Below are 14,600 nucleotides of genomic sequence, written 5' to 3' on the forward strand. Positions count from 1 at the left end.
CTTCTATTTTTCTTTTAGGTAAGGGGATAAGGCCTGAACTAACTCTTCCGTCATATGTCTAGGACCCCGAACAGTTTTAATACCTAAACTCTTTAGTCTATCACTATCAAAGTCAGTGTCATTAAAAGTGTATAAGGGCTTAATCCGCATCAACTCTTTAATACTCTCCTCTTCACGATAACCTTGATTAGGGATATTTGCCTCTAAAACCTGACAGACGTAACGGATGGCCTTGGTAGGTGCCGTAATATAGATAGCCACAAAATCTCCCTTTTGCATACTAGCTTTCTGTGTCCAAAGAATCTCCTCATTTGCGGAAAACTCATCCCCAATATCGTAGTATTTCAAATTTACCGGGATAATCCAATAATGAGGCTCCGAAGCCTTTCTAAGATGTTTGGGAGCCACTAGGGAACGACTTTCACTAAGAAGCTCAAAAATGGTCTGGTCCGGCAAGGTCTCATCTAAAACAAGACTAACCCAGGTCTTCTTGGACATATGGTAGCTAGGAAAAACGCCATCCATTTTCAAGAGCTTATCCATTTGCGTCGGATTAACCTTGAGGTTAACCACATCATATGTTAATTCTGCCTTTTCTCCATCAAGCCCTAGTTTTTCTCCCTTAAGAGGAAAAAACAAGGCATACCATTTACCATCAACTCTAAAAGATAGATAGCTTGGTTCCTTCTCGAAAGGTTGGTCTGCTTGGTCTGAAAATTCTTGAGCTAAAAATTTAGCCAGGCGATTAGCTTGTGGAAATGAGAATAATTGATCTTCATAACAAGAATCAGCTACCTGTGACAGAAGTTCTCCATAAGCTTCTCTGACTTGACCAACGTAAGTTCCAGTAGCCTGAGGACTCCTGAAGATATCATAAGGCTCATCAAAATCACTATCGACAACCTGTCCCGTCAGCTTACCTTCTAAATCAATAAACAATCGAGCTTCAAGTTCTTCAGCTATCAGTGTTTTTCTGAACTCATAGCCTTGCTCGGTAGCTGTAAAACCAAAAGGCTCTAGGCTATCAGGTTTTAGGACTTTCTTTTTAAAATAAGCATCCTCAAAAGTCATTGGTTCTCCCTTTTTCTAAAAAAGAGAAGTTGAGACAAACTTATGTCCCAACTCCTTTTTTATTTTGTTGACTGACGTAAGGTAATACCGTGATTAAGAATAACATCTTTTTCTTCAAGCTCTTCCTTATTCATGATTTTAGTCAACATACGCATGCTAACTGCCCCTAAATCATAGAGAGGATGATTAATACTAGAAAGGTTTGGACGTGTGTAGCTTGTAATTGGTGAGTCATTGCTTGTGATGATTTCGAAGTCTTCTGGAACTGATTTACCTGCAGCAAAGAGGCCATTCAAGAGACCTGCAGCCAATTCATCTTCTCCAACATAGGCAGCAGTGGCACCAGAGTTCAAGACACGTTGTGCTAGATCAAAGCCATCTTTATAGCTATATTTAGCTTCAAAGACTAGTCCTTCATTGTAGCGCAAATTATTCTTTTCAAGTCCAGCCTTATAACCAGCTAGACGGAGCTTGCCATTAATATCATCAATTAGTGGCCCTGATACAAAGGCAACCTTTTCATTATTCTTGGCAAGCTGTGTTATAGAATCCTCAACGGCAGCTTTATAGTCGATGTTAACACTCGGTAATTGGTGTTCGAGGTCCACTGTTCCTGCTAGGACAATCGGCGTACGAGTACGGGAAAATTCTGCACGAATTTTTTCCGTCAAGTGGTAACCCATGAAGATGATACCGTCTACTTGTTTGGCAAATAGAGAGTTAATCACGGTAACTTCGTGATCGTCATTTTCATCACTAGATGCAAGAACAATATTATACTTGTACATGGTTGCAATATCATCAATCCCCCTTGCTAAAGTAGCAAAATAACTATTAGCAATATTTGGAATAACAACTCCTACAGTAGTGGTTTTCTTACTCGCCAAGCCACGCGCAACCGCATTTGGACGGTAATCCAAACGATCAATGACCTCAAGCACTTTTTTTCGGGTGTTTTCTTTTACATTTTTATTTCCATTTACCACACGAGACACAGTCGCCATCGAAACACCTGCTTCACGCGCAACGTCGTATATAGTAATTGTTTCATCAGTATTCATAAAAACACTTCCTTTCTCATTTTACGCTCACTTATTCATGCTAATTGTATCAGATTCTGAAAACACTTTCAATTATTTTGACTGATTTTTTACAAAAAAATGAAAGGGATTCCTTCTTTATGGTTACGAGGAAGAAAGCCATTTCAGAAAAAGGCCTCTCATTTCGTGTTTCCAAGACTATCCATCGCTTACAAAACTAGCCTAAAAAAGTCTCAATGAAAGTAAATGATTTAATGAAAAGCCAAAAAACAACTTGCATTTTCCCTATAAAAGTGACAGAATGAGTGTAAGAAATACAAAGGAGTTTTTTCTATGTCTAAACTTGATCGCATTCGTCATTTTTTGAATGAAAATAAAGCAGGGCTAGCTATTGTTTCAGATCCTGTAACTGTCAATTATCTTACTGGTTTTGATTGTGACCCACATGAACGCCAAATGTTCCTCTTCGTCTACGAAAATCGTGAACCTGCCCTCTTTGTTCCTGCTCTTGAGGTTGCACGTGCCTCTGCTGTACTCGACTTCCCAGTCTTTGGTTATGTGGATTCTGAAAATCCATGGCAAAAAATCAAAGCTGGTCTAGCAAGTACAGACAGCTCTATTATTTATGCAGAGTTTGACAATCTCAATGTGACTAAGTTCCAAGGATTGCAAACAGTCTTTGAAGGTCGCTTTGAAAACTTGACACCATTCATCCAAAAAATGCGTGTCATCAAGTCAGCTGATGAAATTCAAAAAATGATTGGCGCTGGAGATTATGCAGATAAAGCTGTAAATATCGGTTTCGACAATATTTCTCTTGATGTGACTGAAACTGACATCATTGCCCAAATTGAATTTGGTATGAAAAAAATCGGTATTAATCAAATGTCCTTCGAAACCATGGTTCTTACAGGTAATAATGCCGCAAACCCTCATGGTATTCCTGGAACTAACCGTATTGAAAACAACAGCCTTCTTCTCTTTGACTTGGGTGTTGTCAGTCAAGGCTACGTCTCAGATATGACTCGTACCGTAGCTGTCGGTCAACCCGACCAATTCAAGAAAGATATCTACAATATCTGTTTGGAAGCTCAATTGACAGCCCTTGATTTTATCAAACCAGGTGTAACAGCCAGTGAAATTGATGCTGCTGCTCGTCAGGTTATTGAAAAGGCTGGTTACGGTGAATACTTCAATCACCGTCTGGGACACGGTCTTGGTATGGATGTCCACGAATTTCCTTCCATCATGGATGGCAATGACTTGGTCATCGAAGAAGGCATGTGCTTCTCTGTGGAACCTGGTATCTATATTCCTGAAAGAGTCGGTGTCCGTATCGAGGACTGTGGTTATGTTACAAAAGACGGCTTTGAAGTCTTCACACACACACCAAAAGAATTGCTCTATTTTGATGTTTAATGAAAACACAAGGGTCTTCAATTAAGTTGAGGACCTTTTCGTTTGCACTCAAATTCAAAAGCCATATAAAAAGCTGACTCATCGTGAGTCAGCTTTTGCTATTTCTCCTCATGCTCTTGTCGAAGATAGTCAAGGCCTTCTTCAATCCATTCTGGCATGGCTGCAGCTAAGGGCTTAAAACCATAGTTCAATCGACTATCTGAGAAACGGTGGCGATGAGGAATTTTATTTTTTCTTCCTCAAGTGTTCTCAAAGAAAGACTGGCCTTTTGTGTAAACTCATCAAAGTCAACGACCTGAACCAAGACATCCTGGTCTACCTTTAGGGTATTGTAGATGTTGTCAATATAACCTGTCTTAATCTCTGAGATGTGAATCAAGCCTGTGGTACCATTTTCCAAGGAAACAAAGGCTCCGTAAGGCTTGATGCCTGTGATAACACCCTTAAGCTTGTCTCCAATTTTCATCTTAGTCTGCTACCTCAACTGTTTCAATGACAACATCTTCAAGTGGCTTATCTTGAGCCCCAACTTCGACACTCGCAATCTCATCAAGTACCTTATAAGAAGCTTCATCTACCAATTGACCAAAAACTGTGTGGCGATGATCAAGGTGAGGTGTTCCCCCATTTTCAGCATAAGCTTCAGCGATTGGTGCTGGCCAACCACCTCGCTCCAATTCTTTTTTGAATATGGGATTTCTGGTGTTTGAACGATAAAGAATTGACTACCATTAGTATCTGGTCCAGCATTGGCCATAGAGAGCGCCCCACGAAGGTTGTAGAGTTCTTTAGAGAATTCATCCTGGAAGCTACCACCGAAGCTCGATTCGCCACCCATACCAGTACCAGTTGGGTCACCACCTTGAATCATAAAATTCTTGATGATACGGTGGAAAATCACACCATCATAGTAACCACTTTTAGCCAAATTGACAAAGTTAGTAACGGTTAGTGGCGCATGGTCAGGGAAAAGTTTGATGACCAAATCGCCGTGATTTGTTTTAATCGTTGCGACTGGCCCTTCTACTGAATCCAAGTCAAGTTGTGGGAAATGAAGTTCTTTTTCTACCAATCCGAGTTCCTCCAAGGCATGGAAAATGCCATCTTCTTCTACTGTTTTTGTAACGTAATCTGCTTTTTCTTTCAGTTCTGGTGTGGCATTACCCATGGCAATCTTAAGACCAACATAGTCAAAGATTTCCATATCATTTGGACCATCACCAAACATCATAGCATTTTCTGGTTTGAGATTTTCATGTTCCAAGACATGACCAACACCAGAAGCTTTTGAGATACCATTGGCCACCACATCTGATGAGTGTTCGTGCCAAGGAACCAAACGCACGTGTTCAGCCAGTTCTTCTGGTAATTCAAGGTCACCATCATTTTCCGCAAAAGTCCACATATGGTAAACATCATTCGACAAGTGAAAGTCTGGCTCCACATCACAAAGACCATAGACTGGTTTCATAGCATTATCAATCAAGTCTGAACGCTCTGAAACAACTGGCTTATCCTTACCTGCAAACCCCCAGGCAATCCCAATCTCTTTGCACCATGCAACGAAGGCTTCTGTAATCTCACGTGGAAGGGGATGATTGTAAATTTCATCGTTTTTCGATTAATCACATAGGTTCCATTAATGGTTACAAAATAATCTGGCTCTAGGTCACGGATTTCCTCAACCACACCATAATAGCCACGTCCCGTAGCAATCCCTGTCAAGATTCCTTTTTCTTTAAGACCCTTGAAAACAGCCTTTATAGATTCAGGTATGTAACCTGTCTTCTTGACACGAAGCGTATCATCAATATCAAAGAAAACAATCTTAGTTTTCTTTGCCTTGTATTTTATTTTTGCATTTACTGGCATTGCTAATCTCCTTACATAAGATCAAGTCTATTGTTAGGTGCTCATCAAAAGACACCCTAACAAAAAGACCATACGGCATTTTCATTATATCATTTCTTAAAGCTAAAAAGCAAAAAATCATCTAAGACTTGAATGGTCCTAGATGATCGCTGTCTTAACGGTTAACACTCTTGATAACACGTTTGATATCACGCTCTTGTTCACGACGTTTGATAGATTCACGTTTATCGTAGTCGTGCTTCCCTTTGGCAATACCAAGCAAGACCTTGGCAAAACCATTTTTTAGGTAAACCTTAAGAGGAACCAAGGTCATACCTGTTCCCTTAAGGTCGTTTGCAAGTTTGGCGATTTGCTTTTTCTTAAGCAATAATTTTCGGATACGGTCTGGATCCTGGTTCCAAATATTTCCTTGTTCGAAAGGGGCAATATGAACATTGAGTAACCAGGCCTCACCATTTTTGATTTGGGCATAGCCATCTTTAAGTTGGATGCGGGCCGCACGAACAGACTTAATCTCTGTCCCTGTCAGTACGATACCCGCTTCAATAGTATCAACGATACTATAGTCATGTCTAGCCTTTTTATTCTGAGCAACAACATTGCCTTCACCCTTTGGCATAGCAGTCCCTCCATTCTCATCCTATTTTCGTTTTTTAGCAACGTCCTTGTAAAAAGGTTTGTTCCCTTTTTTCTTACGACGACCACTCTCACGTCCCTTGTTATCATTATGAGGACGGTTTTGATTTTTACGTTTGTCTGGTTTCTTAGATGACTTACGTTTTTCGTCATAAGAGCCTTTACGACCATTACCATCTTGACGGTTACGGTTATCCCCACGTTTACCACGACGTTCGAAGTCTCCATTTTGACGGTCACGACGAGGGCCTCTGTGACGGAAGGCTTTAGCCTTTTCTTCACGTTCTTGACGGGCCTTATGATCCACTTTTTCGATAATATCATACTCACTTGGAAGGTATTGAAAATCAATATCTCCAGTTTCCTTATCCGCACGTGTCAATTTAACACGGATAGGTTGTCCAACACGGAAAGTCTTACCTGTTTTCTCTCCTTGAAGCGTCATGGTACGTTCATTGTAATTGTAAAATTCTGGCAAGGTCGTGATGTGAACCAAACCTTCGATGGTGTTTGGCAATTCCACAAACATACCGAATTTAACCACACTTCCGACAATACCGTCGAATTCTTGTCCAACATACTCTTCCATGTATTCTGCTTTTTTCATAGCTTCAACGACACGTTCAGCATCAATAGCACGACGTTCAAGCGTTGAAGATGATGACGCTAATTCAGGAATTACCTCATCAAAATGTTCACGTGTTTCTTGAGACAAATTGTTGGTGTATTCACGAATCATTCGGTGAACCAAGAGGTCCGGGTAACGACGGATTGGACTAGTAAAGTGAGTATAATATTGAGCTGCCAAGCCATAGTGCCCGTGGTTGTGTTCTGAATAACGGGCCTGTTGCATTGAACGAAGCAACATCATGTTCATAACTTCCGCCCCAGGTTTACCCTGCACTCGAGCCATGAACTCTTGCAAGTCTAGCTGATCCATCTTATTGGCAGTTCCCTTGATTTGAACACCAAAAATAGAAGCATAGTCCATGAAGCGTTGCAATTTCTCGGCTTTAGGTTCCTCGTGGATACGGTAGATAAATGGCAACTTGGCTTTAGCGAAGTGCTCAGCCACACATTCATTGGCAGCCAACATGAAGGATTCAATCATTCGCTCGGCTGTTCCACGTTCACGCACCACGATATCCACTGGCATCCCTTTCTCATTAACCAAGATACGAGCTTCAGACGTATCAAAGTTAAGGGCACCACGACGCTCACGCATGTCTTCTAAAATCTTATGGAGTTCTGCCATAGCTGATACAGAATCCATGATTGGCTTAAACTGCTCAATTTTTTCTGGATTTCCAGCCAACATGTCATTGACATCACTATAGGTCATACGGAAGGTTGTGTTAATAACAGATTGACAAATCTTATGATTAACCACCTTACCTTTTGGAGTAATCTCCATAATGGCTGACTGAGTCAAACGATCAACGTTGGGATTTAGTGAACAAATACCATTTGACAGACGCTCAGGCAACATTGGCACCACACGGTCTGTCACATAAACTGAAGTCCCACGTGCTACGGCCTCACGGTTAAGAGCTGAACCTTCAGTGACATAGTAGGACACATCAGCAATATGAACACCAAGCTCAAAATTACCATTTGGCAAACGCTTAATATGGACCGCATCATCCAAGTCCTTGGCATCGGCTCCATCAATAGTGAAGGTCACTTCTTGACGAAGGTCAACACGACCAACTAGGTCTTCCTGACTAGGTGCATCTGGCACAGCTTCTGCTTCAGCCATGACATCCTCTGGAAACTCTGAAACAATATCCATTGATTCCAAGACTTCCAAGACATCAATACCGGTATCTCCCTGGTGACCAATAATGTCACGAACACTTCCTACAAAATAATCGTAGTGACGGTTAGGGTATTTTTCAATATCAACCTTAATAATTTCGGTCCCATCAAGGGCAACCGGTTCTTTCTTGATATAGATTGGTTGCTGAATCTTTTGGTTCTTAGACTTAATGTAACCAGCATAAGGTTCTTTCTCGTCGCTAAGGATAAATTTCCCTACAACAGTCTTGAGCGAGCGTTCTACAATTTCAACAACACGTGCTTCAGCTGCTGTCCCACGCAAACGGTCTGCTGGCTTTTTAATGACTACAGCAACAGTGTCACCGTCAATGGCATGGCCAACATCATTACGTCCGATGAACATATCATCTTCATTGTCATCAACATGTAGGAAGCCAAAACCATTTTTATTGGCACGAAAAACACCCTCGACAGTAACTTGATTGGGATGCTCTTTCTTTGGTCGCAAGGACACCGAACCGTCTTTGTTAAAACGTAGCTGGCCCTTACTTTCCATGGCTGAAATAGCCTTGATGAGCTGTGGAAACTTTTCTCCCCCAGCCTGATTAAGAGCATGGGCAATGTCATTAACACTGGATTTTCCATGCTCTTTCAAGTAATTTATAATAGTTTCTTTCATGATTTCCTTTTTTCTAGTGACTATAACGCAAAAAATGAGCCAACCTCAGTCAGCTCATTACTTACTTGAGAGAATGGAAAGGACGATTGCATCTACAATCCATAGAAAAACCAAGATTCCTGTAAAGCGTTGCATAAAGGCTTCGAAACCACGTGGTTTACTACGTTCAAATAGTGCTTCTGACCCACCACCATCAAAGACATTGCTACTTGGGTTTTTTGTGGCTGCATGAAAATCGCAATCACAATAATAGCTGACATCACCAAGAGCAGCGTTAATAATAAGTCGTACATAGTTATTCCTCCGAAAATGTCCTTATTATTCTACCATAGAACCCTTTAAGATTCAACATGTAAGGTTACTTTTCTATCCTTTGGACAGAATTTTGGAACCTGAATTTTTTCAGGATGATTCTGTTTATTTTTACTTGTGAGGTAATTGATACTCCCACACTCACTACACTTTAAATTGATTTTAACTCTCACCTATATTCTTAACTCCTAGCGATTTTCTAAAGATGATTAAGGACCAAACAAAATTTCCAAAGACGATGGCTGCTGTCACAAAGAAAACCCAACGATAGCCCAGTCCTGTAGCAACCGCTGAACCCACAAAAGGACCTAAAACTTGTCCAATGTATGAAAAACTTTGATTAAAGCTAAATATTCTTGAAATTCCTTCTTTGGGGGTCATCTTGGTCAATAAAGAATTGACACTCGGCATCAGGGCACCTACACCAAAACCATAGGCAAAGCGTAAAAGGCCCAGTTGCAAGGCTGAACCTGCAAAACCACAAAGGAAATACAAGAGAAAACTATAGAATAACCCCATCAAGAGCAAACGATGATTCCCAATGCAATCACCCAGTCGGCCTAAATAAGGAGTGCTTAAAAGACTTGAAAAGCCCATAGCGGACACAATTAACCCTGAGTAAAAGAGGATATTATCACTTTGACCCAAATAACGAATGTAAAGCGCCAAGATTGGGGCAATTGATTGGGCAGAAATTTGGATAATCATACTAGTCACAAAGAGCCCAATTAAAAGTGATTTGCTAGGAATTTTAGCAAATACTTGCGAAAGACTCATCATCTCTCCCTTTTCAATCGGTTGGAAGTCCTCGCGCAAACCAAAGATAGTCAAGAGGCAGCAAATAAACAAAATGAGTCCAACCAATAAAAAGGTCCCCCTCATTCCAAAGGCCTCAGATAAGGCACCCCCTAGCAAGGGGCCAATCAAGACACCTGCCGTGAGACCCGTGGACAAGGTCCCCAGGGCATAGCCAGAACGTTGCTGAGGAGCCTGACTAGCAATCAAGGCTGTTGCATTTGGCACATAACCTGCAAACAAGCCATTCAAGATTCTCAAGAAAAGCATCCAGAAGACATTAGGCACAAAGGCTAAGCCTCCCATTGTAAAGGTCATAACCATACTGGCTCTTATCATCATGGGTTTTCGGCCATAACGGTCCGCCAAGCGTCCCCAAACTGGTGAAACCAAGGCTGAAGCTAGGGCAGACAGAGCGACAGATAAACCAGCATACCATTCTACCATAGCGCCTTTAACCCCTAATTCTTCAACATAGAGAGCCATGAAAGGCATGACAATAGAAAAGCTAGCCCCAGTAAAAAAAGTTCCTATCCAAGCAATTTTAAGATTTCGTTGCCAATCAGCGGTTTTAAGCTCTTTTTGGCGCAAATCATCATCTTCTTTCTAAAATTCACTATCCATTATAACACAATGGCTAACTATAGGAGGTTAGCTAAATCTTTGATGGCACTCTTCACCTTTTCCTTCAAATCATCAATGCTCCCGTTGTTATCAATAACTAAACTAGCATACGGCAGTTTTTCGGATAAAGGCATTTGACTAGCAATACGCATGTCTGCTTCCTCAGCACTTAAGTGATTCCTTTTCATCAAGCGTTGGCGCTGGACCTCAGGAGACACCGCCACCAACCAAATCTGGTCAAACCAATCCTGATAATCATTTTCAATCAGTAAGGGAATATCCATAAAAAAGACGTCCTCTTCCTTGGCCAAGCCATCTCTTTGGGCTGCCAACTCTTCTCGGATAATTTTTCCCTGAATTTCATCAGATTGATGCCGCATCTCTTCACTTGAAAAGATTAATTGCCCTAACTTAGGACGATTTAATTCTCCATCAGAAAGAAGGATAGCCTCTCCCAACCAATCAAGCAAGGCTTGATACAACCTGCCCCCTTTGGTCTGCATGTCGTGCACCAGTTGATCGGCATCAATGACCTTGTAACCTGCCTCTTTAATCATTTCAACAACGGTTGATTTTCCCGAAGCAATGCCTCCTGTTAATCCTATAATCATCGTTTTTGACAATGAGGACACAAATGCGTTCCTCTTCCTCCTAACTTGATTTTCTCAATCGTGCTTGCGCAACGTTGCCCTGTCTTTCCGTAAACCTGCAAATAATCCTGCATGGTCCCGTCTTCACCGAGGGCATTACGATAGGTCCTTATAGTGGAACCACCTTTTTCAATCCCCAACTGTAATATGGCAATCGTTTGATCGTGAACTCGTTTCATGGCTGCCTTGCTGAGTTCCCTTGCTGGCGTCTCTGGATGAACCTTGGCTGCCCAAAGCACCTCATCAACGTAGATATTTCCTAGTCCAGCCACTAATTTCTGGTCCAAGAGTAAGGGCTTAATAGGCTTGTCGGAACGCATTAAAGCTCTCTCAAACGATGCATATTTAAAGGCCTTCTTAGTAGGTTCAGGACCAAGCTTTTTCTTCATAAAATAAGCTTCCTCTTGATTTTTAGATAGTAAATCAAAAGTTCCAAACTTGCGAACATCCTGATAGACAAGTGTAGAGCTATCATCTAACTTAAAAAATAAGTGAAAGTGTTTGTTGGTAGGAACTTGGTCTGTAAACAGCAGGTATTTCCCCTCCATACGCAAGTGGGAAATCATAATCAACTGACCAAAATCAAAAATGAGATACTTTCCCCTACGTCGCATGGCTTGAATCCTTTGACCAGGTAATTCATTTAGAAAGCTTTGATAGGACGTTTTTACCATCTTTGGGACCTTGACCTCAACCGACAAAATAGTTCGCCCTAGGACCAGTCTTTCTAAACCACGTCTAACCGTTTCTACTTCAGGCAACTCAGGCATCTCTTCCTCCTTCTAGCAAGAAAGCCGAGCAAGTGCCCAGCTTTTCTTAGTATTCTTTTTCGTTATAACCAAAATCGGCCAAATCAAGTTTTTTATCACGCCAATTTTTCTTAACCTTAACCCAAGTTTCGAGAAAGACCTTATCCCCAAGCATGAGTTCAATATCTTTGCGAGCAAGGGTACCAATTTTCTTGAGCATGGCACCTTTTTTACCGATGACAATACCTTTTTGGCTATCACGCTCAACCATGATCGTCGCACGAATGTGAACCTTATCCGTCTCTTCATCACGCTTCATAGAATCAATAACAACAGCAACTGAGTGCGGAATTTCTTCACGAGTCAAGAGTAGCACTTTTTCACGAATCATTTCAGACACCAAGAAACGTTCTGGGTGATCTGTAATCTGATCTGATGGAAAATATTGGAAACCTTCTTCAAGATTGTCACTCAAAACATCCACAAGGTGAGAGACATTGTTTCCTTGAAGGGCTGAGATTGGAATAATCTCCTTGAAATCCATTTGGGTACGGAAATCGTCAATCTGCTCAAGGAGTTGGTCGGGATGGACCTTGTCAATCTTATTAACCACCAAAATAACGGGTACCTTGGCTTGCTTAAGGCGTTCGATAATCATATCATCACCCTTACCACGAGGTTCATCGGCTGTAACCATAAAAAGGACCGTATCCACTTCACGAAGGGTTGAATAAGCAGATTCTACCATGAAATCCCCTAAAGCCGTCTTAGGCTTGTGGATACCCGGTGTATCTATAAAGACAATCTGTTCCTTGTCTGTTGTGTAAATTCCCATAATTTTATTACGGGTTGTTTGAGCTTTATCGCTCATGATTGCAATTTTTTGCCCCATAACATGGTTCAAAAAGGTAGATTTTCCTACATTAGGACGGCCAAGAATGGCCACAAAACCTGATTTAAATGTCATTTACTTTCTTTCTCTTTAGTTCTAGTTAAAAATTAAGTTCCAAATCTTAGGTATGAAAACAATCATACCAGTGATGAGTGCGTAACAAGATACGACAAGGACAGCTCCCGCTGCCATGTCTTTAGCATTTTTGGCTAACATAGAAAAGTGATAATTACTAGCCAGATCAACCACATTTTCAATGGCAGAATTGACAATTTCAAGAGCAATTACTAGAAAAACCGCCTGCAGGAGAAAAAGCCATTCTATCGCAGATACACGAAAAATCAAGCCAGCTAGTACCACTAAAACAGCAGAAACCAAATGCTTGCGCATGTTACGTTCTTCTTTAATAGCCGTAATTATACCTGTCAGAGCAAACTCAAAACTTGCTGTAAATTCTCTATTTTTCCACTTTTTCTGTGGATTATTGTCGCGTAAGTCCATAAGCAGTTAAAATTTCTTCCTGTAATCCAAACATTTCCGCTTCTTCTTCAGGGGTGTAATGGTCATAGCCATTGATGTGAAGAAAGCCATGAACAGCTAAGAAGCCCATCTCACGCTCATAGCTATGTCCATATTCTTCAGCCTGTTCGTGAGCCTTATCAACGGAAATAAAGAGTTCACCGATATAACTATCAAATTCTCCCATCATTTCAGCCAATTCTGGATTTTCCGCTAAATCTTCCTCATCAAAAGTGATATCTACCTCTGGCTTATACTCCAAACTAATGACATCAGTGGGGCGGTCCGTATCACGATACTCTAAATTCAATTCGTGACTACGTTCGTTAGTTACAAAAGTAACTGCCATCTCCTTGTCTTCCTTACCAAGTTTTTGCGCTGCAAAATCAAGCAACTCCAAGGTTTGTTTTTTTATTTCTTCAGAGACCTGTCCAGTCTCGTCAATCATTTCAACGTACATAGCATATCTTTCCGAACGATTGATTCCAGTTTTAGGACAGAACCGTTCGTTTCCTTTCACTAACAAATTAGCTTTTTATTACAAATACTTAATCACAGTTAATATCGCCCCAGATTAACTCCAGTCCAATATCAATCACTTCATTATATCACAAGGATACAGAAAAAGCAGACTTAAGCCTAATAGTCTGCTTCTTTTATTAAGAATATGATATAGCAAGCCTTTATCGATTTAAACCATGAGAAAAACCGTTTTTCCAAAGAATCCTTTAACTTCTCTGTCCCTACATTTCTTCATCAGCACCTTACTATTAAAAACTTTCAGTATCAAAATCCGACAAATAGCGAAAAAAAGCCATCGTTAAATGACTTTTTAAAGTTCTGTACGATTCTCAATTGCTCGCAACAAGGTCACCTCATCAGCATATTCAATGTCAGAACCAACAGCCAAACCACGTGCTAAACGGGTTACCTTAATGCCGGCTGGTTTGAGGACACGGGAAATATACATGGCTGTTGCTTCACCATCGGCTGTAGCATTGGTTGCAATAATGACTTCTTCAACCTCACTATCCATCAAACGAGTAATCAAACTCTTCAAATTAATATCATCAGGCCCTATACCGTTCATAGGTGAAATAAGACCTTGAAGCACATGGTAAAGGCCATGATATTCCTGAATCTTTTCCATAGCTGAAACATCTTTTGAGTCCTCGACAACCAAAATCTTAGTACGGTCTCTAGTCTCATCGGTACAGATATTACAGGGATCGTCATCCGTTAAACGCCCACAAACTGAGCAATAAGTCAATTCACGCTTAGCAGCCAAAAGGTTTTTAGCAAAATCATTGACATCCTCATCAGACATGCTAATGGTATAAAAAGCCAATCGTGTCGCCGTTTTAGCCCCAATTCCAGGGAGTTTTGAAAAACTATCAATCAGTTTAGCAATCGGAGTAGGATAAAGCATGAAGGCCTCCATTTCTTTTTATTCTTAATCTATTTCTAACTTTTTATCTTATGACATGATAACCGCTGCCCCAAGGACAAACACCCAAACACTATATCATAGAAAAATCTCTCATGCAAGGCACAAGAGATTTT

13 protein-coding genes and 3 pseudogenes are annotated in these 14,600 nt (G+C 40.9%); 1 reads left to right on the forward strand and 15 read right to left on the reverse strand.

Features of this window, described 5'->3' with window-relative positions:
* Window positions 1-3: 3 nt before the first annotated feature.
* Window positions 4-1,071: an MmcQ/YjbR family DNA-binding protein gene (locus tag HSISS3_RS06525; protein WP_021152145.1), complete on the reverse strand. Its 1,068-nt coding sequence runs from the start codon at window positions 1,069-1,071 to the stop codon at window positions 4-6.
* Window positions 1,072-1,130: 59 nt separating this feature from the next.
* Window positions 1,131-2,132 carry a catabolite control protein A gene (gene ccpA / locus HSISS3_RS06530; protein ID WP_002886078.1) on the reverse strand — a complete coding sequence of 334 codons (1,002 nt, stop codon included), beginning with the start codon at window positions 2,130-2,132 and terminating at the stop codon, window positions 1,131-1,133.
* Window positions 2,133-2,444: 312 nt separating this feature from the next.
* On the opposite strand from ccpA, the gene HSISS3_RS06535 reads away from it, so the two are divergent.
* A complete protein-coding gene (locus HSISS3_RS06535) occupies window positions 2,445-3,530 on the forward strand; it encodes a M24 family metallopeptidase (protein WP_021152146.1) in 1,086 nt (361 codons plus the stop codon).
* A 98-nt stretch (window positions 3,531-3,628) separates the two neighbouring features.
* On the opposite strand, the pseudogene HSISS3_RS06540 reads toward HSISS3_RS06535, so the two are convergent.
* From HSISS3_RS06540 to recR, 13 genes and pseudogenes are all read right to left on the reverse strand, one after another.
* Window positions 3,629-3,996: pseudogene (locus HSISS3_RS06540) on the reverse strand (S1 RNA-binding domain-containing protein).
* A gap of 1 nt (window position 3,997) precedes the next feature.
* Window positions 3,998-5,402: pseudogene (locus tag HSISS3_RS11685) on the reverse strand (Cof-type HAD-IIB family hydrolase).
* A gap of 154 nt (window positions 5,403-5,556) precedes the next feature.
* Window positions 5,557-6,021, reverse strand: coding sequence for an SsrA-binding protein SmpB (gene smpB / locus HSISS3_RS06555; RefSeq protein ID WP_021152149.1), 465 nt, complete (start codon window positions 6,019-6,021; stop codon window positions 5,557-5,559).
* Between the two features lie 21 nt (window positions 6,022-6,042).
* On the reverse strand, window positions 6,043-8,496 hold the full coding sequence (gene rnr / locus HSISS3_RS06560) for a ribonuclease R (RefSeq protein ID WP_021152150.1): 2,454 nt from the start codon (window positions 8,494-8,496) through the stop codon (window positions 6,043-6,045).
* A 57-nt stretch (window positions 8,497-8,553) separates the two neighbouring features.
* A pseudogene (gene secG / locus HSISS3_RS06565) lies at window positions 8,554-8,789 on the reverse strand (preprotein translocase subunit SecG).
* Window positions 8,790-8,834: 45 nt separating this feature from the next.
* A complete protein-coding gene (gene rpmG, locus HSISS3_RS11690; RefSeq protein WP_002890443.1) occupies window positions 8,835-8,981 on the reverse strand; it encodes a 50S ribosomal protein L33 in 147 nt (48 codons plus the stop codon).
* Window positions 8,971-10,146 carry a multidrug efflux MFS transporter gene (locus tag HSISS3_RS06570; protein ID WP_298820647.1) on the reverse strand — a complete coding sequence of 392 codons (1,176 nt, stop codon included), beginning with the start codon at window positions 10,144-10,146 and terminating at the stop codon, window positions 8,971-8,973. Before HSISS3_RS06570 ends, rpmG begins: the two co-directional genes overlap by 11 nt.
* A gap of 98 nt (window positions 10,147-10,244) precedes the next feature.
* A complete protein-coding gene (coaE, locus tag HSISS3_RS06575) occupies window positions 10,245-10,838 on the reverse strand; it encodes a dephospho-CoA kinase (RefSeq protein ID WP_037613323.1) in 594 nt (197 codons plus the stop codon).
* Window positions 10,835-11,647 carry a DNA-formamidopyrimidine glycosylase gene (mutM, locus tag HSISS3_RS06580; RefSeq protein ID WP_021152151.1) on the reverse strand — a complete coding sequence of 271 codons (813 nt, stop codon included), beginning with the start codon at window positions 11,645-11,647 and terminating at the stop codon, window positions 10,835-10,837. Before mutM ends, coaE begins: the two co-directional genes overlap by 4 nt.
* A gap of 46 nt (window positions 11,648-11,693) precedes the next feature.
* Window positions 11,694-12,593 carry a GTPase Era gene (gene era / locus HSISS3_RS06585; RefSeq protein WP_002889026.1) on the reverse strand — a complete coding sequence of 300 codons (900 nt, stop codon included), beginning with the start codon at window positions 12,591-12,593 and terminating at the stop codon, window positions 11,694-11,696.
* Window positions 12,594-12,614: 21 nt separating this feature from the next.
* Entirely contained in the window at window positions 12,615-13,019 is a 405-nt protein-coding gene (locus HSISS3_RS12325) for a diacylglycerol kinase family protein (RefSeq protein ID WP_002889028.1), read from the reverse strand.
* Window positions 13,000-13,497 carry an rRNA maturation RNase YbeY gene (ybeY, locus tag HSISS3_RS06595; RefSeq protein WP_002889029.1) on the reverse strand — a complete coding sequence of 166 codons (498 nt, stop codon included), beginning with the start codon at window positions 13,495-13,497 and terminating at the stop codon, window positions 13,000-13,002. The genes HSISS3_RS12325 and ybeY overlap by 20 nt, the downstream gene beginning before the upstream one ends.
* Before the next feature lie 372 nt (window positions 13,498-13,869).
* Window positions 13,870-14,466, reverse strand: a complete 597-nt coding sequence (gene recR / locus HSISS3_RS06600; RefSeq protein WP_008534102.1) for a recombination mediator RecR — start codon at window positions 14,464-14,466, stop codon at window positions 13,870-13,872.
* Between the last annotated feature and the right edge of the window lie 134 nt (window positions 14,467-14,600).

Source organism: Streptococcus sp. HSISS3, assembly GCF_000448605.1.
GTDB classification, from domain to species: Bacteria; Bacillota; Bacilli; order Lactobacillales; family Streptococcaceae; genus Streptococcus; species Streptococcus raffinosi.

Excerpts from the sequence above, each read along its gene's own strand:
- era (WP_002889026.1), bottom strand. The coding sequence starts at position 12,593 with ATGACATTTAAATCAGGTTTTGTGGCCATTCTTGGCCGTCCTAATGTA.
- ccpA (WP_002886078.1), bottom strand. The coding sequence starts at position 2,132 with ATGAATACTGATGAAACAATTACTATATACGACGTTGCGCGTGAAGCA.
- HSISS3_RS12325 (WP_002889028.1), bottom strand. The coding sequence starts at position 13,019 with ATGGACTTACGCGACAATAATCCACAGAAAAAGTGGAAAAATAGAGAA.
- HSISS3_RS06525 (WP_021152145.1), bottom strand. The coding sequence starts at position 1,071 with ATGACTTTTGAGGATGCTTATTTTAAAAAGAAAGTCCTAAAACCTGAT.
- coaE (WP_037613323.1), bottom strand. The coding sequence starts at position 10,838 with ATGATTATAGGATTAACAGGAGGCATTGCTTCGGGAAAATCAACCGTT.
- smpB (WP_021152149.1), bottom strand. The coding sequence starts at position 6,021 with ATGCCAAAGGGTGAAGGCAATGTTGTTGCTCAGAATAAAAAGGCTAGA.
- HSISS3_RS06535 (WP_021152146.1), top strand. The coding sequence starts at position 2,445 with ATGTCTAAACTTGATCGCATTCGTCATTTTTTGAATGAAAATAAAGCA.
- mutM (WP_021152151.1), bottom strand. The coding sequence starts at position 11,647 with ATGCCTGAGTTGCCTGAAGTAGAAACGGTTAGACGTGGTTTAGAAAGA.
- ybeY (WP_002889029.1), bottom strand. The coding sequence starts at position 13,497 with ATGTACGTTGAAATGATTGACGAGACTGGACAGGTCTCTGAAGAAATA.
- rnr (WP_021152150.1), bottom strand. The coding sequence starts at position 8,496 with ATGAAAGAAACTATTATAAATTACTTGAAAGAGCATGGAAAATCCAGT.
- recR (WP_008534102.1), bottom strand. The coding sequence starts at position 14,466 with ATGCTTTATCCTACTCCGATTGCTAAACTGATTGATAGTTTTTCAAAA.